Origin of the sequence: Paenibacillus sp. MAHUQ-63 (assembly GCF_028765165.1) — a bacterium.
GTDB lineage: Bacteria > Bacillota > Bacilli > Paenibacillales > NBRC-103111 > Paenibacillus_E.
Genome location: NZ_JARADB010000001.1, coordinates 1,002,605 through 1,024,036 on the forward strand (window position 1 = coordinate 1,002,605; position 21,432 = coordinate 1,024,036).

Consider the following 21,432-nt stretch of genomic DNA (forward strand, 5'->3'; position numbering starts at 1 on the left):
ATAACGGATTTGAGAACCATTATTTCAAGATTAAATCGATTCCTACGACACCAACAGGGGTTCCCATGTCATCTATTATCGCTTTGGAGAGCGTGATACACGGTTTTTTCGTAATAGCTGACACATATACTTGCGAAACGAAAAGCTCACCTGCCATCGCGCGCTTCCACCATTCTCTTCCCTTCGCATTGACCAATCCGGCTTCAGGAAGCGAGTAGATGAATGTGCCGTCGGCACGATTGGACCAAATTGCTTCAACCCCCTCGGTTTTGTTCAAAACCGCGCTTAACTGGGCAGCATGCTTCTCCTCAGCCAATGACTTGATGTCAGGTATGAGCACTAGAGAGCTGAGCAATTGCTTCATCTCTTGCGTATTCACATTCGCCGATCCTTGCTTGTTCTGCAGGCCGACAGCTTGAATCGCTTGAATCAGCTCGGTGGAGGAGCGGTCAAGATTGTGATTGATATGCTGCAGCATGGAAACTTCCTGACGCTGTTTCTTCATCTGTTCCAACGTATTCTCCACACTGGACATCGTCTCATTCATCAATTCCACGACCTGGCCTAATGAAGACCTCGTATCCGTTGCCAGCGAAGACTGCGTCTTGGTTGAGGTGGCCGTACTCGCGACAAGATTATTCACATGAAGGATCAGCGAGAAAATCGTGTCGATCTTTTCTTTCATTACCTTCATTTCATTAATCCCGTGAGCGACGGATTTCTTCTCCTCGGCGACTGCAGCCACGACTTGCTCTACGCCGCTTTCGATGGACGCCAAAATCTCCGACGATTTCGTTACCGCTTCATGGCTCTGAGCAGCCAGCTTCTTAATCTCTTGCGCAACGACCGAGAAGCCGCGCCCTTGTTCGCCCGCTCGAGCTGCTTCAATAGAAGCGTTGAGAGCCAGCAGCGAGGTTTGCGAAACGACCTCCGCAATAAATACGTTGATCTCTTCAATTTTGGACGTATGCTCGGTCAAATCCTGAATTTTTCGCTGCATCGTGTCATTGTTGACATGCAGATCGTTCATCACCTCATCCGTCGCATTCAAGGAACGGCATACGTCAACGACGGAATCCTTCGTTTGTTCGCTCTCTCGGTGCATATGTAGAGATGAATCCAGAATCTGATCGGCCGCCGCCGCTACCTGCTGGATCGCCGCGAAAGCCTCCTGCAGCTGCCCGACGGCTTGATTACTGCGCGCCTTCAGAACCTCTTCCCCTTGAATCGAGGCATCTGCAATGAACAGCAGTTGTCCGATGGAACGATTCACTTCCTCCACCGCTGCAGCCAATCGATCTGCGACAACCTGCGATTCCTGAATAAACGTGCGGAACTGCTCCTGTTTATCAACCTCAGCTTGCTGCGAGACGCTGGACGCTTTATTCGTAACAGCAACCAACACGCCCACCAACACAAAAACGGCCGCCCCTGCTGCCGCAAACCAACGCGTTGCCGACAATAAAGCGATTACACTTACTGCAATACCGATGAGAATTAGACCGTAGAACCAAGCTTTCCGTTTCGTCTCCGCCTGCATTAGCAACTGGCACTCCCCCCAGAAGGACAAATGTTAGATTTTGCTACATTATATCGAAAATAGGCGAGGATGAAAAGAAAATTAAACCGAGCGGTCAGCCGCTTTATCCGCAGCAAAAGAGCAGAGGCCTTTCAAGGCCCCTGCTCTTTTGTTCCTATAAGTAAGTGTGCATTATTTATTTTGGTTTTGGTTTTGATTTTGGTTGTTGTTTTGTTGCTGGTTGTTAGAGACCGTATTTTCCGAAGCAAACTCTACGTCTTGAGCTGTTTGGGAGCTCAAATTTCTGTTCTTGTTGTTTTTGTTCTTCATCTTCAATCACCTCCTGATGTATATGGTTTCCCATTCAGGAGTTTTTATGTTGGAAATGTTCCGCCAATTTGGTCTACAGCGCTTTGGTCGAAGTGATGATCTCATCCTTCAATTGATTCCAGATGACCTCCGTCACCTTGCCGCTACCCTGCTTGACAATAAAAACTTTGACGGTTTTCTTGCCCCACTCTTTATAGACTTGATCCTTCGTGTCAAAGTAAAGGTCAATCTTTTTCCCCTTGATGGCGCTGCCCGTATCCGCCACTACGCCATAGCCGTAACCCGGGATGTACAGAACCGTACCAAGCGGGAACACCTTCGTGTCGGCGGCGATCGTCGACAAAGCTTTATCGTCGCGCTTCACTTTGATCCCTGAATAGGTGATCCCGTATTCCGGGTGGTCCGGATTTTTCCCTGTCGACTCTTTGCCCGCGTAATACCCGGTTGCCGTTACTTCAACGGCTGTGAGCTTGGACAAGTCCGAATCCAATTTCGGCACGTATCGGTAGTTGGATTGCTGCTTCGTTTCTTGCGCGACCGGCACGGAAGCTGGTCCCGCTTTCCCCGGAACGTCCATTTGACGCGGCGCTTGTATATGAGCTACGGTGTCTCCCGTACTCCTTGTCTCTTGTCCGAAAAGCGCGATTAGCACAATCATGATCATCCATGTACCGAGCCATTTGGGTTGAGTAAATAAGCCAGTAAACATCGTTTTGATACCTCCCCTACTATTGCAGGTTGTCCAGTTCATGCCAGAATTAAACCTCCATATGCAGACTCCCTGTATAAGGTGTCCCAAATCCGCTCCCTTATTCATACCCAAATGGTTTTTTTTGAAACAAAAAAAGCAGAGAAGAATGGCTCTTCTCTGCTTCCTTTTTATGGTATTAATGTTTTTCGTTAATTTCGTCCCTGATCATGCCGATAACTTGGTCAATCGGATGGGTACCCAAGTCGCCCTGGCCGCGTTTACGGACGGACAAACTGTCATTCGTCATTTCGTTCTCACCGACGACGAGCATGTACGGAATTTTCTCCAGCTGCGCTTCACGAATTTTGTAGCCCAGCTTCTCGTTGCGGTTGTCGGCCTCTACCCGAATGCCGGCAGCTTGCAGGCGCTCCGTCACTTTATTCGAAAACTCCTCAAAAGCTGGAGAAACAGGAATCACTTTGGCTTGAACCGGCATCAACCAAGTCGGCAATGCGCCTGCGAAGTTCTCCAGCAGGAAGGCTGTCATACGCTCCATAGTAGAGATGATTCCTCTATGGATAACAACCGGGCGATGCTTCTGGCCGTCTTCTCCGGTATACTCCAGCTGGAACCGCTCCGGCAGCAAGAAATCGATTTGCGCCGTCGAGAGCGTCTCTTCTTTCTTCAGCGCAGTTTTGATCTGAACGTCCAGTTTAGGACCGTAGAATGCCGCTTCCCCTTCAGCCTCGAAGAACGGAAGTCCTAGCTCTTCAACAACTTCGCGCAGCATGCGTTGGGACGTTTCCCACATTTGATCGTCTTGGAAATACTTCTCCGTATCCTTCGGATCGCGGTAGGATAGGCGGAAACGGTAATCCGTAATGCCGAAATCCGCATACACTTGACGGATCAAGTTCACAACGCGGGAGAACTCTTCCTTGATTTGGTCCAAACGGCAGAAGATATGCGCGTCATTCAATGTCATCGCACGTACACGGTGAAGACCTGTCAGCGCGCCGGACATTTCGTAACGGTGCATCGTGCCAAGCTCAGCAATCCGGATCGGCAGATCACGGTAGCTGCGCATATCGCTTTTGTACACCATCATATGGTGAGGGCAGTTCATCGGACGAAGAACGAGCTCCTCATTGTCCATGACCATTTTCGGGAACATATCCTCGCTGTAGTGCTCCCAGTGTCCGGAAGTTTTGTACAGATCGACGTTCGCCAGTACAGGCGTGTACACGTGCTGGTAGCCCAAACGCTCTTCCAGATCAACAATGTAACGTTCCATTGTGCGTCTCAACTTGGCACCGTTCGGCAGCCACAGCGGCAGGCCTTGTCCGACCTCGCGGGAGAAAGCGAACATTTTGAGCTCTCTGCCCAGCTTGCGGTGATCGCGCTTCTTCGCTTCTTCCAGCAAATGCAGGTGCTCATCCAGCTGAGCTTTCTTAGGGAATGCTGTTCCATAAATACGCTGCAGCATTTTGTTCTTCGCATCGCCGCGCCAGTAAGCACCCGCTACGCTCAGCAATTTGAACGCTTTGATCTTGCCGGTGGAAGGTAAATGCGGTCCGCGGCACAAGTCGAAGAATTCGCCTTGATCGTAAATCGTAAGCACCGAATCCTCCGGCAGGTCGCGGATCAATTCAAGCTTATACGGATCTTCCATTTCCGTGAAAATGCGAATGGCTTCCTCACGGGATACAACACGGCGGGTAATCGCCAAGTTCTCGTTCGTGATGCGCTCCATTTCCTTCTCGATTTTCACCAAATCCTCAGGGTTCAGCGGAGTATCCAAATCGATATCATAGTAGAAGCCGTCCTCGATGACAGGCCCGATGCCCAATTTGACGGCTTTCTCGCCATAGATGCGCTTGATCGCTTGTGCCATCAAGTGAGCTGTGCTGTGACGATACATTTCCAAGCCGGCTTCCGTATCCAATGTCAAAATCTCAACGTCGGCATCCTGCTCCAAAGGGAAGGACAAATCGACGGATTTCCCGTTCACTTTGCCGCCCACCGCATTTTTCTTAAGTCCGGAAGATATGGATTCCGCCACTTGCTCGATGGTCGTTCCAACTGCGTACTCTCTCACTGCGCCATCCGGTAATTTCACTTGTACAACCATGTTGTTTCCTCCTGCCAAATATGAATTGAACGCAAAAAAGCACACTGCATCCCATAAGGGACGAGTGCGCTCAGCTCGTGGTTCCACCCTAGTTCGATCCGCACATGGCGAATCCTCATCAGCATTCGATAACGGGAATGATTCCGGTGCTGTATACTAATGTCCGCAGTTCAGGGCATATTCCACAACACGGCTACAAAGGGGTAAACAATCTGATTCGCTGAAGGAGATTGCAGCCGAGTCTCCTCTCTCTGAGCAGGTCTTACAGAAAGTTGTTGTCTTTGTTCCTAACGCCTTCGCTCATTATTATAATTGGCTCGTCGGCCAAGGTCAAGGGGATAGTTGATCCTGTTTCTTGGCTTCCCCTAAATAAATATCGCATGTTCGGCAATACGAGCACACGGTCGTCCGGTCCTCGAAGATTTGCCTGATCGTCTTAATGACGGTCACCTCGGGATCTCGCGTGTGAATATAAATCGTTGCCGGAGAGACCGTAATCAATGTGCTGACGATCATATCTTCAAAATTGATATCCTTCTCCAGCACTTCCAGCTTGAAGGTTGCGTCAAATTCACTGGCATCGATCAGCTCCAGACGGTCGTTAAGAATAACGAACTCGTGCCCGCCTTTGTGAATAAGGTGTGCAACAGGGATTTTGGCTTCCTGAATATACACGAAATATTGCAAAAGAGAAATAAATTCCTGATATTGGCGGTCCATCATATACTCGTCAATGGCATACTCGGCGATTTCCCGCAGCTCGTCCAAGTAATCCTGCAAGCGGAAATGAAGAAACCCGTCCAAGCTGAACGAAGGTGTCTCCTCCATCGTCTGGATGAGCAGCTCGACGAGCACTTGTTTGCGCCGCTGCCTGCCGAAGGAGCCATTCAGCGCAGGCGAGTTCTCTAATCCGGTTTCGGAGTACAGACTCTGCTTGCAATATCCTTCAATCGCTTCAATGTCTTCGATGGCTTCATATTTAAAATCTTTGACGATCAGATTTCTCAATATGCCCGATTCCTTGTCCGTCATAATGTGATCAGCCAGCACACCGGCAAGACTAGGCAGCATTTGTTTGCGGATGGACAGAGCTTCTTGGTCCGTCGCCTTCGCCTCAACACGGATACTTGCGTGCGTTTCAAACGTTTCGTACCCGATGTTCCAACCCTTGCGGACAGTATGTAAAAGCTTCAGCTCACGTTCAATTGCGGCGCTTAATGAACGTATATTGGGCTCGTCGGCTTTCATAATCACTATTGTAAACAGATCCATGTCCTCACTCCTTCCATCTATACATCCTCCTCTTAAGAGTATATGGTCGATAGGTAGGAGATATACAAAGATCCAATTGCCATTTCCTTTCAGTTTTCTTTATGAAATCTTTAAGTAAAGTTATTCCAATCGCGTAATCTTTCATGCTATGATAAATGTAATAGTGCTTTAGTAGTATATTGGAGTGAGTATCTATGCATATTGACGCATATCAAATGCACAAACAAGCCTGGAACCGCAAGCTGCTAAACACATACTGGTTCCTTGTCATGATTCAATTGCCCTTCGAATTCATCTATTCCTTCGCTGCCAAGCGGGATACTTCCGCTATGCTCAAACATTTGTACGTTTCCGTCCTCATCATGATCCTCATCCTGCTGCTTCTAGAAACGACCAACAAGTATTATACGAAGCTGCTCGACTACCAAATTATTAGCGGCGGCGCGATTCTATCATTTACGATCATTTTCTTTAATCACGAAATGAAGCCTATCATCCTCTATATGTTTCTCCCGATATTCGTATCCATCTTTTATTTTCAACTCTCCAAAATTGTTTATTCCTTAGCCATTACATTGGCATCGTTTTCAATTCTTTATGCTGTAAGATTAAACGTACTGACCGCGTATACGCCGGCCGATTTCTTAACGATACTGCCTGTGTTATGCATCATTTCGGTTGTTATATCCGGGATCATGAAGCGCGGCGTCGAAATTCTGAACAATTTGCAGGCTACGACCGAGTTGAAACAAGAGCTCATGATCAAAAATATCATAATGGACAAGCTTTCCAAGACGGATGCGCTGACCGATCTGTACAATCACATCACCTTTCATGAGTACTTGGATGAGCTTATCGTCCAGAATGCATTAGGTCATTTCTGCATCCATATCGCCTTGCTGGATATCGACAATTTCAAGAAGGTGAATGATTCCTACGGTCATCGGGCCGGCGACGCCGTTTTGCAGAGCGTTGGCAGCACCTTGAAGCACTGCGTTGGCCTCAATGACTTTGTCGCGAGATATGGCGGCGAAGAGTTCGCCATTATTTTCACGGAGCAAAGCACGGACGAGGTGTATACCTTGCTGGAACGAATCCGTTGGCAAATTTCCCAAGTGGCCTATGACGAGCTGCTCGGGCAGTCCGTTACGATCTCCATCGGGCTTTGCGAGTATATGCCGGGAACGACGAAGGAATCGCTGTTTGCCGGAGCCGACCAATCGCTGTACACCGCTAAGAAGACAGGGAAAAATAAGACCGTGATTTACTCCGCTTCATTGAAGGAAGCGAAATAAAAGAAAGCCTCCTGGCCGCGACAAGCGGTCTGGAGGCTTTGCTATTAGAAGTGATTAATTCTGCATCACGAAATCTTTGTCCACTTGAGCATTCTCGTCATCGAACACGCGCAGAATCTCATATTTGGTATTCCGCTGCGCCGGAATTTTGCCGGCTTCGCGAATGATCTGCAGCGTCGAGGAGATGTTGACCTTATGCGTCGTACCCGCCGCGGACACAACGTTCTCTTCAATCATCGTCGAACCGAAATCGTTACAGCCGTAGCTGAGCGTCAGCTTGCCGATCTCCGGCCCCATCGTCACCCAGGAGGATTGGAAGTTAGGTACGTTGTCGAGCATAATGCGGCTGATCGCCAATGTCTTCAAATACTCTTCCGGCGCTACTTTGTCCGCCTTCATGTTCGTGTTGTCCGGCTGGAACGTCCACGGAATGAACGCCAGGAAGCCCGGCGTGTTCAGCTTATGCAGCAGCACATCGTCCTGCGCGTCGCGGATGCGCAGCATGTGCAGCGCGCGCTCTTCCATCGATTCGCCGAAGCCGATAACCATCGTGCCGGTCGTATGCATGCCGATCTTGTGAGCGGTCTGCATCACGTCCATCCAATCGCGCCACGAGCCTTTGAGACGGCTGATTTTGCGTCTTGTCCGGTCATCCAGAATTTCGGCGCCGCCGCCAGGCAAGGAATCAAGTCCAGCCTCATGCAATTGACGAACGACTTCTTCCAGAGACAATCCGTCCGAAACGTCCTTCATTTTCATAATTTCCGCAGGAGAGAAGGAGTGCATCGTAATATCAAAGCGCTTCTTAATCTCGCGCAAAATGTTCGTGTAATAGCTGAACGGCAGATTCGGATTCGTACCGCCCTGCATCAATATTTCCGTACCGCCTACATCGAGGGTCTCCTGAATCTTCTGGAAAATCGTTTCGTCCGGCAGCACATACCCTTCGGCTGAGCCAGGCGCACGATAGAAAGCACAGAATCTGCAGTACACATCGCAAATATTGGTGTAGTTAATATTGCGTCCAATGACGAACGTCGTAACCGGGTCGGGGTGCCACTTCTTCATAATTTGATTCGCGGTATCGCCAATTTTCTCTATTTGATCGGATTCGAACAGCGTAATACATTCTTCCACATCAATTCGTCCGCCGGATTGTGCTTTATTTAAAATGCGATCGATCGGTTTCACAGCTCTTCACTCCTTTAATTTGAGGGCTCGTATCTATTAATCGTATCATACTCATGACAAAAAAGCAGCAAAATGCTGCTTTTCGGAAGGATGTACCTGTTTCAAATATGGCTATTTTAAGAAAAAGAAATGCCGTCTAGCCGCGGAGCGCCTGCTCCAAATCTTCGATGATATCTTCAATATCCTCCAGGCCTACCGAATAACGGACAAGCCCGTCCGTAATGCCCCGCTGCAACCGGACTTCCTTCGGCATCGCCGCGTGAGACATCATAGCCGGATAGGACAGGATGCTCTCTACGGCGCCGAGCGAGACGGCCACAAGCGGAACGCGCACTTTGCTCAGCAGCTTTTTCGCTCTCTCACCGGAGCCCACGTCGAAGGAAACAACCGCTCCGTAGCCGAGAGACTGCTTCTCGTGAATTTCCCTGCGCGGATGGTTCGGAAGTCCCGGATAATAGACGACGTCGATATCCGGCTGCTCCGCCAACCACTGCGCCAATCGGCGGGCGCTCAGTTCGGACGCTTCCATACGGGCCTTCAACGTCTTCATGCCGCGGATCAGCAGCCATGAATCCTGGATGCCGAGGACGTTGCCCATCCCGTTCTGAATCTGCTTCATGCGGCGGCCGAGACTGTCATTGGCCACGACGGCCAGTCCAGCCAGCACGTCGCTGTGCCCGCCCAGGAATTTCGTCGCGCTGTGCAGCACGATATCAATGCCCAGCTCGATCGGACGCTGATGATACGGCGTCATGAAGGTATTGTCCAGCATCGACAGCAGATCGTGCTCCTTGGCGAAAGCCGCAACTTCCGCGATGTCGGTAATTTTCAGCGTCGGGTTGGACGGCGTCTCGAGGAACACCGCTTTCGTGTTGGACCGCAGCGCCGCACGCACCTGCGCGATATCGGTCATATCGACGAACGTAGATTCCACACCCATCCGGTTCATGATGGTGGTGAGCAAGCGGTAGGTGCCGCCGTATACGTCTTCGGTGACAATCACATGATCTCCCTGTGAGAGAAGCATGAAAGCCGACGAAATCGCAGCCATCCCGGAGGCGAAAGCGAACCCGCGCGTTCCGCCCTCCAGCACAGCGATGTAATCTTCAAGCGCCTGGCGGGTAGGGTTGCCGGAACGGGTATAATCATACTCCGGGGAAACCTCCAAATCCGCTTGGTGGAATGTCGAAGCTTGGTACAGGGGGACGCTGGCGGCCCCTGTAGCTTCGTCGATTTCGGCCCCGAAGTGAATCAATTGAGTAGCAAATTTACCTTGCGGTTTGCGTTTGTCTTTATTTCCGGATGCATGGCTCATGAACGTGATTCTCCTTCGAGTTCGGCTTGTGCCTGGTTCAGCGCATTCGACAAGTCGGCGATCAGATCGTCCTGATGCTCGATGCCGACAGAGAAGCGCAGCAAGCGGTCATCTACGCCTATAGCCTGACGAATCTCGAGCGGGATGTCCGCATGCGTCTGGACAGCCGGGTACGTCATGAGCGACTCAACGCCGCCCAGACTCTCCGCGAAGGCGATCAGCTGAATATGACGCAGAATCGGCTCCACAAGTCTCGCATCCTTCACCTTGAAGGAGAAGATACCCGTGTTTCCGCTGGACTGCTTGTTCTGAATGGCATAGCCGGGGTGGGACTCCAATGCCGGGTAGTAAACTTCATCGATAAGCGGGTGCGCCAGCAGGAAGTTCGCGATCGCCGTTGCGTTCTGCTCATGCCGCTCCATGCGAAGCGCCAGCGTCTTCATCCCTCTCATCAGCAGCCAACTGTCCTGCGGCCCAAGCACGGCTCCGATGGAATTATGCAGGAACGCCATTTGCTCGGAAAGCTCCTTGCCCTTGGTCACGATCAACCCTGCGAGCACATCGTTATGACCGCCCAAATATTTGGTCGCACTGTGAACGACGATATCGGCACCCAGCTCGATCGGGCGCTGCAGATACGGCGTCAAGAGCGTGTTGTCTACGATGGACACGATGCCCTTCTTGCGGGCCCAAGTACATACGAGCTCGAGATCCGTAATCATCATGAGCGGATTCGTCGGCGTTTCGATAAGGAGCCCTTTCGTATTCGGACGATATGCGGATTCCAAGCCGTCCAGGTCATTGGTATCCACATACGTGGCGGTGACGCCGAAACGCGACATAATTTTCTCAAGCAGACGATACGTACCGCCATACAGATCCAGAGATACGATCAAGTGATCCCCTTGGCTGAAGTATGCGAACACCGTTTGCAGCGCGGCCATCCCGGAGGAACAGGCAAAGCCGGCATCTCCCGATTCCAATTGCGCGATCGCGTCTTCAAGCACTTTGCGAGTCGGACTTTTCGTGCGGGCGTAGTCGAATCCTGTGCTCTGACCGAGTTTCGGATGACGGAAAGCTGTTGCTTGATAAACAGGGAAGGATACGGCTCCGGTTACAGGTTCTTGGATCGAGCCAATTTGGGCGAGACGACTTTCGATTTTCAACAAAGGGGGTTCCTCCTTAAGGGTTTAGGGTACGAATGACGATTCCTGCATTACAATTGCGCACTTGCCAGGCTTTCATTAATGTTGGCATTTAATTCAAAAGGCGTTTCTTGATATACGTAGTAGTTCAACCAGTTGGAGAACAGCAGGTTCGCGTGAGCTCTCCAAGTATTATACGGCTGTCTGCTCGGATCATTGTTCGGGTAGTAATTCTTAGGAACTTCAATCGGAAGTCCTTTGCTCACATCGCGATCGTACTCCCATTTCAATGAATTCGCATCATATTCCGAGTGGCCTGTTACGAAAATGTGCTTCCCGTCGCGCGTAGCTACAATATAAACGCCGGACTCCTCCGAGTCGGACAAAATCTCCAGCTCCGGACATCGCTCGATATCTGCACGGCAAACGTCGGTATGGCGCGATTGAGGAACTTGGAAAATCTCATCAAAGCCGCGCAGCAGCTTCGTATTAGGCACCGCCACCGTGTGCGGGAATACGCCGAACATTTTGTTATCCAGCGCCAGCTTGCGAACGCCGAAGTGATGGTACAAACCGGCTTGGGCCGCCCAGCAAATATGCAGGGTTGAAGTGACGTTTTCCTTACTCCAGTTCAGGATTTGCGTCAGTTCCTCCCAGTAATTCACATCTTCGAAATCCATCTGCTCTACCGGGGCACCCGTAATGATCATGCCGTCCAGCTTCTCGTGTTTAATATCGTCAAAGGTTTTGTAGAACGTTTCCAGATGTTCGGCAGACGTATTCTTGGACGTATGCGTTTTCGGATGCAGCAGTACGAATTCCACCTGCAGCGGGGTATTTCCAATCAAGCGCAGCAGCTGCGTCTCGGTCGTTTCCTTCGTCGGCATAAGATTCAGCAATGCAATGCGAAGTGGACGTATATCTTGGTGATACGCGACCGATTCGTCCATGGTGAAGATGTTCTCTTGGTTTAAAACTTCTTTGGCAGGCAGGTTGTCAGGAATCTTGATCGGCATCCTGTTCACTCCTCTTCATTGTTAGATTTTGGCGTCAAATAAATGCAAAAATGGCCCTCTCTGGAATCAGAGAAAGGCCATGGAAAGTCAAAGTCAATGTCCTTCTCTTATCTCCCAGATTCGCTTGGTCAAGCGTCTCCGCAAGAATTAGCACCGTGCATACCTTTGCTTCCCAAAGGTTTGTCGGTTGCCGGGTGTCATAGGGCTAGTCCCTCCACCTACTCTTGATAAGAAAATGAAACGTATGTGATTAAAATCATCATACTATAAAATGAATGAATGTCAAGACACCAACCCCGTCCGAACAAGCTCTATTCGCAAAGAATTTGCATAGGATTGTCTCCACATGATATTCTTGATACGAAACGTAACATATTCAAATGTTTAAGAGTGCCTGCAAACGGGTAAATACATTATCAAACTGATTGAATCCAAGAGATCAAAGGAGGTTTATTATGACCACAACTTCTTCGGATAGCTTCTCCGCCTTCGCTTCCTTGAACCGGTACTTCGCGCTCAGCGAGCAAGCGAAGCCGACCCGCCAGCAGGCTGAAGATGCGGCCGCTATCCTGTGCCGCGTTTACGGCGCGGAAAGTGAAGAGCAGCTGCTCCAGCATGCCGATCCTGAGTTGATTGATACTTATAAGGAAATCAAGAGCAAAATTTTGAAAGCCGCCATGTAATGGCGAACGGCACCTCCGTTGTTAGCGGCGATCTAACATCGGAGGTGCCGTTTTCGTTCCGGCGGCTCTTTTTTTTCGCACAAGCCAAGCTGTATTTCCATAGAGTATCTCAGGCCGTCATTGCTGCTTATTTCGGCAAACTTTTTGGCTTGAAACGTAATATATGAAGGGTTATACTAGACAAGTATTATTCGACACGGATTAATAAAGGGGGGCATACGTTTGGACGGGGAACCGAGGAGTAGCACCTGCAAGAAATGTAAATTTTATAGTGTAGGAATGCAGACCGGTTATTCCATCATTCGTAGCCTAGGCCATTAATGAATATAACCGGCTGATTCCATGCAAAGGGGTGGATCAGATGAAAACACGGTGGGTTCAGAATGGCATTTTCACATTGGTCGAAGACGTGTCTGTCGCACTAACACCTCCAGAACAGGGCTTTTATTGGATTGATGCAGGAATCGAGGATTTAGAACTTCTACAACCTATGTTCCATCTTCATGATTTGGCCGTGGAGGACTGTTTGAGCGAAGAAGAACAGCGTCCTAAGATTGAATTTTATGATTCGCATTATTTTATCGTGATTAATTCCATACGTTTCGATGATGAAGAGATTTTCCTTCGCGGACTTAATTTATTCCTAAGCAAACATTACATCATTACCGTTACACGGCAGAAAATTAATGAACTGCGCGCTCTGAAGCCCTTTCTCTGGGAAGAGGAGGTGAACAGCGCCGATCGTTTCTTGTACCATCTGGTCGATCTTGTCGTCGATAATTACGTTGCGGTTGGTGACCGTATCGAGGCCAAGCTCGAAAAGCTGGAAGAAGATATTTTAGTAGCGACCAAGAAATCGCATCTGAATGAGATTATCGGGCTCCGCTCCGAAATTCTCTGGCTCAAAAAAGTGCTCGTGCCGCAGCGCGATGTCATCGGCATGCTGGGCAAGAAAGATCTTCGGCTGATCGATCATCAGCTGCAGAAATATTTCGGCGACGTCTACGAGAACGCCGTCAAAATTGTCGATACCTTCGACACGCTCCGCGATCTCATGGGGAACTTGCGAGAAGCGTACCAGTCCTCCCTCTCGAACCGCGCGAATGATATCATGCGCGTCTTCACCGCATTAACCACGATCTTCATGCCGCTGACGTTCATTACAGGTGTGTTCGGAATGAATTTCGATAACGTGTTAGGGCTCCAGATCCCGCATGGCGACGAATATGTGTTAGCTGTCATGGGATTGCTGGGCATTGGGATGTATATTTTATTCCGTAAGAAGGAATGGTTATAAATATAAGGGCTTCTTGAAGCAGTTATCTGCTGTCAAGGAGCCCTTTTTGCTTGTATCAATGCAGCTTGATTCTCACGAATTTACGTTTCCCCACCTGAATGATATCGCCTTCCTGCGGACGAAGCAGCACATGAATATCCGTCAACTTCGTTTCGTTCAGTTTCACAGCCCCCTGCTCGATGCTGCGTCTGGCTTCCCCGTTGGATGCTTGCAGCCCTAGCGAAACCAGCAGCTTGATGAGCGAAATCTGACCTTCCTCCAGCAAGCCGGCGCTTAGCAGCGTCTCCTCCATATCTTCCGGCAGAGCACGCTTCTGGAAGACGGTGACAAAATGCCGCTCCGCCTCTTCCGCAGCTTCCGCCCCGTGATACATACGGACATATTCTTTGGCGAGCCTCATCTTCGCGTCCCGCGGATGGACGGAGCCGGTCTCCAGTCCTTGGCGAAGCTCTCGGAGCTCCTCATTCGGGATCGCTGTCGTCAGCTCATAGTACTTGACCATCAGCGAATCCGGAATCGACATCGTTTTCCCGAAAATCTCGTTCGGGCTCTCGTCAATGCCGATATAATTTTTAAGGCTCTTGCTCATCTTCTGCGTGCCGTCCAGCCCTTCGAGCAGCGGCATCAGAATGGCCACCTGACCTTCTTTCATGTCGTATGCGCTTTGCAAAGTGCGGCCCATTAAGATGTTGAACGTCTGGTCCGTACCGCCCAGCTCGATATCACTTTCCAGAGATACGGAGTCATAGCCTTGCATCAGCGGGTAAAAAAATTCATGCACATGAATAGGCTGGTTGGTCGCATATCTTTTGGCAAAATCGTCCCGTTCCAGCATACGCGCTACGGTTACCTTGCCGGCCAGCTTCAGCACATCGTCGAACTTCAATTCGCCGAGCCAAGCGGAATTGTAGCAAAAGGTAGTCTTGCTGAAGTCCAAAATTTTGGACAGCTGGCTTTGGTACGTTTGCGCGTTGCGCTGTACGTCCTCCTCGGACAGCTGCTTGCGGGTTTCCGATTTCCCCGTCGGGTCGCCGATCTTCCCGGTGAAATCGCCGATGATCAGCTGGACTTCATGGCCCAGCTCCTGGAACTGGCGCAGCTTCTGCAGCACGACCGTATGCCCGATATGAATGTCCGGCGCAGACGGATCCAAGCCCAGCTTCACTTTCAACGGCTTGCCTGTCGCAACCGATTGGGCGATCTTCAGCTTGAGCGCCTCATCCGGGATCACTTCCGCCGCTCCCCGCCGAATGAGCTGCAGTTGACGCTCTACTTCCTGTTTCTGTGCGGCCGTTAATTCCATCATTGTCATGTCGCTTCTCCTCCTGTCATCTGAACAACAAAAAAGACAACCTCATCGTCCACAAAGGGACGAGAAGGTTGTCTCGCGGTACCACCCTAATTAAAGAGAATGACAGCTCTCCGGCACTCCGGCGCAGGCTTCTCTTTCACTTAGCATCATAACGGCATGGAATGCCGGGTATAAGCTACTGATGCTCTTAGCCGAGCATGTTCCCTCAACCAACTCGGAACGGTAATTCGGAGCCATGCTTGCATCGGTTCGCACCCTTCACCGACTCTCTGCAGCAGCGGCATTACTCCTACTGTGGGCATCGCCCCAGTTCGTCATCGCTTTAATTCATATTTAGATTATCCAACATTTAATCACATGAAGACGGTCTCTGTCAACTGCTTAACTGGCCGTCTGCGACGCCATGCTTTCCTTTTCCCTGCGGAAGCGCAGACGAAGCAAACGCAGCCATTCGTACGTGCGGTCCAGCTCCTTGCCTTTCAGCTCTTCCGTCCCGCACATGCGCTGCAGTACCGGCTTCAAGTAGCGGTCGCCTACGGATTCGAAGGCGTTCCAGGCCTTGATCTGCTCCTCCTCCGGTACTTGCGCAAGCTCGGCCTCCACGAGCGGGTCCATGTCGTAGCCTTCCCGCTCCAGCTCTTCGACCCACTGGAGCAATTCTCTGCGCGGCATCGTCAGCCCGGCTTGCAGATCCGCCAAGCTTCCGCCGCCGGAAGTAATCTCCAGCAGCTTGCGCTTGCCGGCCTCGCGGTCGAGCTCGATGCGCAGCTTCTGCTCCTTCTGGGTCAGCAGCCACGACTCGAACTTGGCCGGGTCAATGCTTCTGGCCACCCAATCTAGCGGGAAGCTGCCCATACGCGTACAATCGGCGGTCAGTTTCAGCATATCTTCCCCGTACATGTTCGTCTTCTGCTCACCGAAGCCCGGAATTTGCTTTAACTCGTCTTTGCTCTTGGGCAGGAAGACGGACAGCATGCGCAGCACCCTGTTCGTGGCCAGCAAATAGGGCGCTTTCCCCTCCCGCGACGCCTGTTCCCGCCGCCATGTGCGAAGTTTCTCGTACATCTCCTCGTTCGGATGGTCATCGCAATAATACGTCAGCATTTGCGTCATTCTTGCTTTGCCGGATAGCGTCTGCGCGGCTTCCATATCCGAGCTGACCAAAGGGCGGAAGCCGCTGCGGATCTTCTCCCGCAGGCCATGGCGGAACGTGCTCAGCATTTCGTCCCAGCTCATGCCCTGATACCATTGCATCTGCTCCAGCTTGCCGGCATGGTTCGGCTCACTCCAGAATACGTGCCATATCCCCTGTTCTTCACCAATCGATACTTGTGCCGACAGTCTCTCATGTTCCCCCGTTTCTTTCTCCAATGTGCTTAGAAATACAATGTTCATGCTTGCCTCCTCCTGACGATCTCATAATGGTTGAGAAAAACGAAAAAGCACCTTCTCAGCCCAGGCTGAAAAGGTGCTTCCCTTTTTCTTATATCCAAATGATACCATGTTTGACAGATGGGCGCAACCTCTGTTTTGTTGACAGCCCTTTATCGGTTATAATGATAAGCATACTAGAATGAAATGAGGGCCCTTATGTCTGATTTTGACTTTTTATACGACCACCAGGAAGAGACAACTACCCGCTTCGTCTGTTTCGTCGGCAAAGCGCTGCACCGCTTCGATCTCGCGATTATGACCACAACCCGCTATTATGGCAAGAAGCTCATTATCGATTTGCAGAGCGGACGCAGCGCCGTGATCGGCCCGGATGACCTGGCAGAGGAAGGCTACCTGGAATATGCCTTTAAACTGAATGAAGAACAGGCACAGGAACTGAACGAATTCTTGACGCAAATCATCGGATCCATTCACTTCACGGATATTTAATGCTGCCTCGGGGGACACTGGAGAAAGCACGCTTTCCCATCCCAGACGAGGAGGCTTTATCCGATGACCAGTGAATCCGAGAACGATAAGTATAGCGAGACGCCCGGCTTCATGTCCGAGCAGCGGGATGAATACACCGACTTGGAGACGGTGGAATCCCAACGCAACGATCTGATACCCGAGGAATTTCCCGAAGGGCCGTATGGCACAAGCCTGAACGCAGAATCACTCGGGAAAAGCTCGCCATGGCGGAAGGATCAGCGTCCGCCTAACCGGTTCTCCTACGAGAACCACGAGCTGCACGCAGGCATCAAGCGCGACTACCCGGGTGAAGATGACAAGCGGAACGAGCCATTGAATCAGAAATAAACGGCGGCTGTCCTTAAGCAGGTAATTCTGCTTGGGGGCGGCCGCTTTCTTTCGTTCCGGCAGGTGGGATTACCGGATCGATTTCCTGAAATCGCCGGGCGTAAGCCCCTCATACCTTTTAAAAAAGCGAATAAAGCTGTTGACATTGTTATACCCCACGTTAGCGGCAATCTCGTTGATCGTTTGATCCGTATCCTGCAGCAGCGTCTTGCTGACTTCCAACCGCCGCAGCGTTAAGTACTCCAGCATCGTTTTCCCGATTTCCTGCTTAAACATGCGGCTCAAATAGGCATGATTCAGCTTCACCTGCTCAGCGATCATTTCTACGGATAGATCCAAATGATAATGCTCATCCATATAGGCAATAACCGTCTCAATATACGTGTTCTTCTTCGGCTGCAGCTGCTGCAAGCCTTCGCCGACCCTCTTCACGATACCGCATATCCACTCGTGAATGGCATGAAGGGTCTCTTTGGACGCAAGTTCGCGGAACAGGTTGTGGTTCGTGCCGAAGATGTGCTCCGTATTCACATTCAAGTCGTTCAAATTCCGCAGCATATCTTCCACGATGAGACTGTAGGTGCGAAAAATAACTTCTTCATTCAGCTTCGTACGCGCTTTAATCTGCGAATACAGCTCCATGAACCGTTCTAACGCTTCCTCCGTTTGCCCGGCCTTCACAAAATTAATGATATGCTGCGAGAAATGCGGCGGTAAATAAAATTCATAGTCGGCTTCTCGGGCATGATCTTCATAGAACAGCACGGTGTTCATTCCTGCCACCATCTTGGCGCGAATGACCTCGCTCGCCTCTTTGTAGGCATAGTGCGTCTCCAGGATATGCGAGAACGGGGTGCCAACGCCGATCGTGACGGATATTTTCAACAGTTGAGCGATCACTTGCTGAATGGCTTCACCGAAACGAGCAAGCTCCTCCTTCAGCTGGCGATGCGTAAGGTCCGCGGTATCCAAGTTAATCAGCAGGACGATTCGATTCTCATCGGTTTCAGCCGACAAGCACTCGTATTTGGCCGAAGCCAGCTCCTCGACGATATTGAGCATGGCATATTTGTACAAGTTCTGATCGGTCACGGAATAACTGCCCGCAAGCGAGCTGTATTCATCGATTTCAATAAGGAAAACAACCAGCCCGTTCTCGGCGAAACGGATATGCAAGAATTCCAGCTTGCCGTTAATCTCTTGGATATTGCTAAATTTATTGCCCAAGAGCGCCAGCAGGAATCGTTCACGGAGAGCCGGCAGATTCATGCGAAATTGACGCTCCCAAGCCTCATTTTTACTGAATACATGATCAAGGACAGATGAGATCGTTTCCAGCTCGTTCTTTTGCGGAGAGCCTGACGGCTGCCCCTCTCCATTGCGGTTATACGGCAAGGTTTTATCCATCAACGATTTGATCGGACTGTACATTTTCCTTGACATAAAATAAGACAGAATGACGCCAAGCGCCACCAGAAGCGTGCAAGTCATCCAGGCCACACTGCGAACGTAGGCAAGCTTGGAAAGTAAATACTGCAAAGGTGTTTCGGACACGATGCTCCACTTGTTATGAAGCGTCTTGACATAAGTGATCAGATTCCGGTCTCCATCTTGCTTCGCAATGGTGTAACCGATAGCATCCTGTGCGCTCCCGATCGTTTGTACGATGCGCCCCACATGCTCGGCATCCAGCGGATTCAGAGACGATGATGTGATGACATTGCCGCTGCGGTCCAAAATATAGGTCGTCGTGTGCGGGTTCCCCTCCATCTTCCGCAAGGACGCTTTCAGCGCGGATTCATGCATATGAACGGCCAGCAGCCCTTTGAAATCTTTACGCTGAACAGGAACCTTGAGCACATACGTCACGATTTGATCCAACTCATTCCCTTGGCGGGAGCTGAGCCAGAATCCGGATTCGGCCGCGGACATGCCTTCTTGAATCCAAATATCTCTTGGGGACTGGGCATACGTCCTCGTATAACCGTCGGAGGCGATGATGAGATTCGCTCCTGTCGCATAGAAATCGATGGATTGAATAGCCTCGTTGGCCGTTGCCGCCGTTTTCAAAATATCACGGGTTTCATTCAGAAGAAACGTGTTGGCCGGATCGTTGACATAGCTGGCAATCCGTCCGTCGAGTCCGATGCGAATGGCGATTGACTGCATCTCCTCGATCATTTTCTCAACCGATGCGTTTTTTTGCTTGGCGGATTGGATCGTCGCCTGACTTAATTCGTTTTCCAACGTAGAAATGGTAAAACTATAGGAAGCATAGCTCAGAATCATGATCGGAAGCAGGATGACCACCAGATAGGAGATAAAATAAGTCCAGAACACTCTGGGCAAATTTCGGAGATATTGTCTGATCGACACAACCGGCGGCATCGTTTCACCTGCTTTCTTCAAAGTAATCCTATTATGCCATAAAAATGCCGTAACGGATGCAATTGTGGCGAGGAAGTCACGAATCGATGAACGATGTCATAACTTGATGATTCCATAAGTCACGATTTCTCTACAACCTTCATGGATTGGAGATAGGCGTGCAGACCTCCCGTCCCCATAATAAAAAGTGTGAGACGCAACTCAAATTTACCGTATTCCATAAGCATCCAGGGGAGGATATTTAAAAATGAACATGAGCAAAGCCGCATCCATAACGCTATCCACAATTTTGCTGGCCGGCACGCTGACGGCGTGCGCAACCGACAGCAGCAATGATGCTGCAGGGGATTCAACCGGTAACGCTGCACAATCCGCAAAACCGAATGAACCGATCAAGCTGACCTTCGCCTCTTGGAGTATCAGTGAAGCCGCAACGAAAGGCGCACTGGAGGAAATGGTCAAAAAGTATGAAGAGAAGACGCCGAATGTCAAAATCGAGTTTATCGGCATTCCTTTCGCTGATATTAAACAGCAAACCTTCGTGATGGCTTCGACGGGGAATGCGCCTGACATCATTCAAACGTTCCCCGCTTGGTTCGGGTCCTATGCAGCCTCAGACATTGTAACGCCGCTCGACGACTTGATGGGCAAAGAATATGTAGACGATTTGATGCCAAGCTTCAAGGAAGATTTCTCGTACAACGGCAAATTAATGGGAGTTCCTTGGGCGCCGACGCCTTACATTTTGTACTGGAACAAAGACCTGTTCAAGAAAGCCGGGCTCGAAGCCAAGGCACCGGCAACGATCGACGAGATGCTGAAAGCAGCGAAGGCGCTTTCGGAGTTGAAGACCGACAGCGGAGAGAAAATCTACGGGTTCGGGGAGCCTTCCGACAAGCTCGCCATCAACGGCGAGATCGCGCTGCGCAATCTGTACAGCTTCGGAGGAGCGCTTCTGGACAAAGACGGGAAGGTCAATGCCAATACCCCTGAAATGGTCAACACATTAAACTATTATAAAAAATTAGTGAAAGACGGCATCAGCCCCTCCGGCGCCAAGCTGAAAGACCTGAGGAATCTGTTCTCCATCGGCCGTTTAGGCATGTACGTAGACGGCAACTACGGAAAAGCCGTATTCCGCAACTTGAGCGGCAAAGGCGCTGAATATGACAAAGTATGGGGAGCGGCCCTTGTACCTGCCGGTGTCTCCGGAAAAAGTGTCTCGATCGGCGAGGCGCATGGACTCGTGATTTCTGCGGATTCCAAGCATAAGCAGGCTGCAGCGGATTTCATTAAATATTTGACCGATAAAGAAGCGATTTCCATTTACCACAAGCAAAGCGATGTCATCTCTGCGCGCAAATCACTCAGTTCCATGTTCACGGAAACGGAATTCGACAAAGTGCTGATGGAACAAATGAACCTTATTCAACCGCTGCCCAAAAATCATCCGGGGATGGAACAGGCGTATATCGATATCGCCGATGCCCTGCTCAAAGTGTCGACGGATTACGCACCGACGGATAAGGTGGCGCAGGAGCTCGACGCCAAATTGAAAGTAACGCTGAAATAAAGCTGCTGGGAGTGGACATCA

Annotated in this window: 18 protein-coding genes, 1 riboswitch and 1 other annotated feature; of the genes, 6 read left to right on the plus strand and 12 right to left on the minus strand. The window is 50.4% G+C overall.

What is annotated here, in order from left to right; translation table 11 throughout:
* Nucleotides 1-19: 19 nt before the first annotated feature.
* From PUT07_RS04420 to PUT07_RS04440, 5 genes are all read right to left on the minus strand, one after another.
* Nucleotides 20-1,540 (minus strand): methyl-accepting chemotaxis protein, encoded by a 1,521-nt coding sequence (locus tag PUT07_RS04420; protein WP_274467457.1) that lies wholly within the window; start codon nt 1,538-1,540, stop codon nt 20-22.
* Nucleotides 1,541-1,711: 171 nt separating this feature from the next.
* Nucleotides 1,712-1,849, minus strand: coding sequence for a hypothetical protein (locus PUT07_RS04425; protein WP_274466580.1), 138 nt, complete (start codon nt 1,847-1,849; stop codon nt 1,712-1,714).
* A gap of 73 nt (nt 1,850-1,922) precedes the next feature.
* Nucleotides 1,923-2,558 carry a 3D domain-containing protein gene (locus PUT07_RS04430; protein ID WP_379239610.1) on the minus strand — a complete coding sequence of 212 codons (636 nt, stop codon included), beginning with the start codon at nt 2,556-2,558 and terminating at the stop codon, nt 1,923-1,925.
* Nucleotides 2,559-2,736: 178 nt separating this feature from the next.
* Complete coding sequence (thrS, locus tag PUT07_RS04435) at nt 2,737-4,671, minus strand: threonine--tRNA ligase (RefSeq protein WP_274466581.1); 1,935 nt, start codon at nt 4,669-4,671, stop codon at nt 2,737-2,739.
* 330 nt (nt 4,672-5,001) lie between these two features.
* On the minus strand, nt 5,002-5,943 hold the full coding sequence (locus PUT07_RS04440; protein WP_274466582.1) for a putative sporulation protein YtxC: 942 nt from the start codon (nt 5,941-5,943) through the stop codon (nt 5,002-5,004).
* 194 nt (nt 5,944-6,137) lie between these two features.
* On the opposite strand from PUT07_RS04440, the gene PUT07_RS04445 reads away from it, so the two are divergent.
* Nucleotides 6,138-7,238 (plus strand): GGDEF domain-containing protein, encoded by a 1,101-nt coding sequence (locus PUT07_RS04445; RefSeq protein WP_274466583.1) that lies wholly within the window; start codon nt 6,138-6,140, stop codon nt 7,236-7,238.
* A gap of 54 nt (nt 7,239-7,292) precedes the next feature.
* Here PUT07_RS04445 and mqnC read toward each other — a convergent pair whose 3' ends face one another.
* The 4 genes from mqnC to metA form a co-directional block, all read right to left on the minus strand.
* The gene (gene mqnC, locus PUT07_RS04450) at nt 7,293-8,429 is read right to left on the minus strand and encodes a cyclic dehypoxanthinyl futalosine synthase (protein WP_274466585.1); all 1,137 of its coding nucleotides are present in this window, start codon (nt 8,427-8,429) and stop codon (nt 7,293-7,295) included.
* 136 nt (nt 8,430-8,565) lie between these two features.
* Nucleotides 8,566-9,744 (minus strand): trans-sulfuration enzyme family protein, encoded by a 1,179-nt coding sequence (locus tag PUT07_RS04455; protein ID WP_274466586.1) that lies wholly within the window; start codon nt 9,742-9,744, stop codon nt 8,566-8,568.
* Nucleotides 9,741-10,910, minus strand: a complete 1,170-nt coding sequence (locus PUT07_RS04460) for an aminotransferase class I/II-fold pyridoxal phosphate-dependent enzyme (protein ID WP_274467459.1) — start codon at nt 10,908-10,910, stop codon at nt 9,741-9,743. The genes PUT07_RS04455 and PUT07_RS04460 overlap by 4 nt, the downstream gene beginning before the upstream one ends.
* A gap of 50 nt (nt 10,911-10,960) precedes the next feature.
* Nucleotides 10,961-11,905 carry a homoserine O-acetyltransferase MetA gene (gene metA, locus PUT07_RS04465; protein ID WP_274466587.1) on the minus strand — a complete coding sequence of 315 codons (945 nt, stop codon included), beginning with the start codon at nt 11,903-11,905 and terminating at the stop codon, nt 10,961-10,963.
* Nucleotides 11,906-12,009: 104 nt separating this feature from the next.
* Nucleotides 12,010-12,139, minus strand: a riboswitch (SAM riboswitch).
* A gap of 221 nt (nt 12,140-12,360) precedes the next feature.
* Here metA and PUT07_RS04470 point away from each other — a divergent pair.
* The gene (locus PUT07_RS04470; protein ID WP_274466588.1) at nt 12,361-12,588 is read left to right on the plus strand and encodes a hypothetical protein; all 228 of its coding nucleotides are present in this window, start codon (nt 12,361-12,363) and stop codon (nt 12,586-12,588) included.
* Between the two features lie 361 nt (nt 12,589-12,949).
* The gene (gene corA / locus PUT07_RS04475; protein WP_274466590.1) at nt 12,950-13,885 is read left to right on the plus strand and encodes a magnesium/cobalt transporter CorA; all 936 of its coding nucleotides are present in this window, start codon (nt 12,950-12,952) and stop codon (nt 13,883-13,885) included.
* Between the two features lie 55 nt (nt 13,886-13,940).
* On the opposite strand, the gene tyrS is transcribed toward corA, so the two are convergent.
* Nucleotides 13,941-15,197, minus strand: a complete 1,257-nt coding sequence (gene tyrS, locus PUT07_RS04480; protein ID WP_274466591.1) for a tyrosine--tRNA ligase — start codon at nt 15,195-15,197, stop codon at nt 13,941-13,943.
* Nucleotides 15,198-15,249: 52 nt separating this feature from the next.
* Nucleotides 15,250-15,524 (minus strand) — a binding site (T-box leader).
* Between the two features lie 54 nt (nt 15,525-15,578).
* Nucleotides 15,579-16,592 carry an HRDC domain-containing protein gene (locus tag PUT07_RS04485; RefSeq protein ID WP_274466592.1) on the minus strand — a complete coding sequence of 338 codons (1,014 nt, stop codon included), beginning with the start codon at nt 16,590-16,592 and terminating at the stop codon, nt 15,579-15,581.
* A gap of 195 nt (nt 16,593-16,787) precedes the next feature.
* Here PUT07_RS04485 and PUT07_RS04490 point away from each other — a divergent pair, with 195 nt between their 5' ends.
* Both PUT07_RS04490 and PUT07_RS04495 read left to right on the plus strand, forming a co-directional pair.
* Entirely contained in the window at nt 16,788-17,081 is a 294-nt protein-coding gene (locus PUT07_RS04490; protein WP_274466593.1) for a DUF3055 domain-containing protein, read from the plus strand.
* A 63-nt stretch (nt 17,082-17,144) separates the two neighbouring features.
* Nucleotides 17,145-17,450, plus strand: a complete 306-nt coding sequence (locus tag PUT07_RS04495; protein WP_379239611.1) for a hypothetical protein — start codon at nt 17,145-17,147, stop codon at nt 17,448-17,450.
* A 69-nt stretch (nt 17,451-17,519) separates the two neighbouring features.
* Here PUT07_RS04495 and PUT07_RS04500 read toward each other — a convergent pair whose 3' ends face one another.
* Nucleotides 17,520-19,838, minus strand: coding sequence for a helix-turn-helix domain-containing protein (locus PUT07_RS04500; protein ID WP_274466594.1), 2,319 nt, complete (start codon nt 19,836-19,838; stop codon nt 17,520-17,522).
* 247 nt (nt 19,839-20,085) lie between these two features.
* Between PUT07_RS04500 and PUT07_RS04505 the strand changes: the two genes are divergently transcribed.
* Nucleotides 20,086-21,411 carry an ABC transporter substrate-binding protein gene (locus PUT07_RS04505; RefSeq protein ID WP_274466595.1) on the plus strand — a complete coding sequence of 442 codons (1,326 nt, stop codon included), beginning with the start codon at nt 20,086-20,088 and terminating at the stop codon, nt 21,409-21,411.
* Nucleotides 21,412-21,432 lie beyond the last annotated feature (21 nt).

Excerpts from the sequence above, each read along its gene's own strand:
- corA (WP_274466590.1), top strand. The coding sequence starts at position 12,950 with ATGAAAACACGGTGGGTTCAGAATGGCATTTTCACATTGGTCGAAGAC.
- PUT07_RS04470 (WP_274466588.1), top strand. The coding sequence starts at position 12,361 with ATGACCACAACTTCTTCGGATAGCTTCTCCGCCTTCGCTTCCTTGAAC.
- PUT07_RS04505 (WP_274466595.1), top strand. The coding sequence starts at position 20,086 with ATGAACATGAGCAAAGCCGCATCCATAACGCTATCCACAATTTTGCTG.
- PUT07_RS04495 (WP_379239611.1), top strand. The coding sequence starts at position 17,145 with ATGACCAGTGAATCCGAGAACGATAAGTATAGCGAGACGCCCGGCTTC.
- tyrS (WP_274466591.1), bottom strand. The coding sequence starts at position 15,197 with ATGACAATGATGGAATTAACGGCCGCACAGAAACAGGAAGTAGAGCGT.
- PUT07_RS04440 (WP_274466582.1), bottom strand. The coding sequence starts at position 5,943 with ATGGATCTGTTTACAATAGTGATTATGAAAGCCGACGAGCCCAATATA.
- PUT07_RS04500 (WP_274466594.1), bottom strand. The coding sequence starts at position 19,838 with ATGCCGCCGGTTGTGTCGATCAGACAATATCTCCGAAATTTGCCCAGA.
- metA (WP_274466587.1), bottom strand. The coding sequence starts at position 11,905 with ATGCCGATCAAGATTCCTGACAACCTGCCTGCCAAAGAAGTTTTAAAC.
- PUT07_RS04445 (WP_274466583.1), top strand. The coding sequence starts at position 6,138 with ATGCATATTGACGCATATCAAATGCACAAACAAGCCTGGAACCGCAAG.
- PUT07_RS04420 (WP_274467457.1), bottom strand. The coding sequence starts at position 1,540 with ATGCAGGCGGAGACGAAACGGAAAGCTTGGTTCTACGGTCTAATTCTC.
- PUT07_RS04490 (WP_274466593.1), top strand. The coding sequence starts at position 16,788 with ATGTCTGATTTTGACTTTTTATACGACCACCAGGAAGAGACAACTACC.
- PUT07_RS04430 (WP_379239610.1), bottom strand. The coding sequence starts at position 2,558 with ATGTTTACTGGCTTATTTACTCAACCCAAATGGCTCGGTACATGGATG.
- PUT07_RS04425 (WP_274466580.1), bottom strand. The coding sequence starts at position 1,849 with ATGAAGAACAAAAACAACAAGAACAGAAATTTGAGCTCCCAAACAGCT.
- thrS (WP_274466581.1), bottom strand. The coding sequence starts at position 4,671 with ATGGTTGTACAAGTGAAATTACCGGATGGCGCAGTGAGAGAGTACGCA.
- PUT07_RS04485 (WP_274466592.1), bottom strand. The coding sequence starts at position 16,592 with ATGAACATTGTATTTCTAAGCACATTGGAGAAAGAAACGGGGGAACAT.
- PUT07_RS04455 (WP_274466586.1), bottom strand. The coding sequence starts at position 9,744 with ATGAGCCATGCATCCGGAAATAAAGACAAACGCAAACCGCAAGGTAAA.